This window comes from Brevibacillus reuszeri (assembly GCF_002897295.1).
GTDB classification, from domain to species: Bacteria; Bacillota; Bacilli; order Brevibacillales; family Brevibacillaceae; genus Brevibacillus; species Brevibacillus reuszeri_A.
In genome coordinates this window covers 1-1,100 of the sequence record NZ_BEXF01000102.1, presented here as the reverse complement: position 1 = coordinate 1,100, position 1,100 = coordinate 1, and the positions used below count along the sequence as shown (strand labels likewise).

Sequence of the window (1,100 nt, the reverse complement as noted above, 5' to 3'; positions counted from 1 at the left end):
AGATAAACTTATAGATCCCTTTGTAGACAATAGAAAAACCCCCTTAGCATGGCTTAGAGAACTTCCCGGCCAATCTTCACCTGAAGCCTTTTTAAAAGTAATAAAGCGCTTAGAATATATACGAGATTTAAAATTAGAGATAAATTCAGAGCAAATCCATCCCAATCGGTTACTTCAATTATCTCGTATTGGAGCAAGGTATGAACCACACTCATTTCGAAGGTTTAAAGAAAAAAAGAAATATGCAATTCTTGTTTCCTATCTAGTAACACTAAGCCAAGATCTAATTGATCAAGCAATTGAAATTCATGATCGACAAATGATGATCTTGCAATCAAAAGGACGTAAAACACAAGAGGAAATGCAAAAAGAAAATGGAAAAGCAGTGAATGAAAAAGTCGTGCATTTTGCAGATATTGGTGCAGCACTTATCCAAGCACGAAATGAAGGGCTTGATCCATTTAATGCTATTGAAATGATTATGCCGTGGGATAAAATTGTTTCTTCCGTCGAAGAAGCCCAAAAATTAGCCCGTCCGATGGATTACGATTATCTAGATTTGTTAGAAAATCGGTATTCTTATCTAAGAAAATATACTCCTACTTTTCTTAAATCTCTTGAATTTCGTTCTACACAAGGTACAGAGCCATTATTGCAAGCTCTAAAAACGCTAAATGAAATAAATGAATCTGGTAAAAGAAAAATTCCAAATGATGCGCTAGAAAACACAGTAATCGTATTCATGTAATGGGTGAACGCCTAGATACATCGGCCTTTTTTTCCATTAGTGACGTTGTTGTAGGAACAGGTCGAGTAGCTCTTGAAGCGATGTCCTGCAAGCGGCCTGTAATTGCAATCGGTGCAAAGGGGATTTTTGGAATTGTGAAGCCAGATAATTTCAAGCTTGCTTGGAGGTATTACTTCGGAGATCACAGAGCCAAGGAAACTCTTGAAATAAGCAAGATCGAAAATCTGATTCTTACTGCATTAAGGTCTAAGAAAAGTTCAAAAAATTGGGGAGAAGCAGGACGTGAATTCGTTAAGAAGCAATTTAATATCTCTGGCATCGTCGATAAGCTGCTTAGCTTATATCAGTCCTT

1 protein-coding gene and 1 pseudogene are annotated in these 1,100 nt (G+C 36.7%); both read left to right on the top strand.

The genetic code is table 11. From position 1 onward, the window contains the following. A pseudogene (locus C3B52_RS35590) lies at positions 1-718 on the top strand (Tn3 family transposase); the annotation flags it as partial. A gap of 29 nt (positions 719-747) precedes the next feature. Continuing rightward, the coding region (locus tag C3B52_RS35585; protein WP_164685086.1) for a glycosyltransferase at positions 748-1,100 on the top strand (353 nt) is incomplete at its 3' end.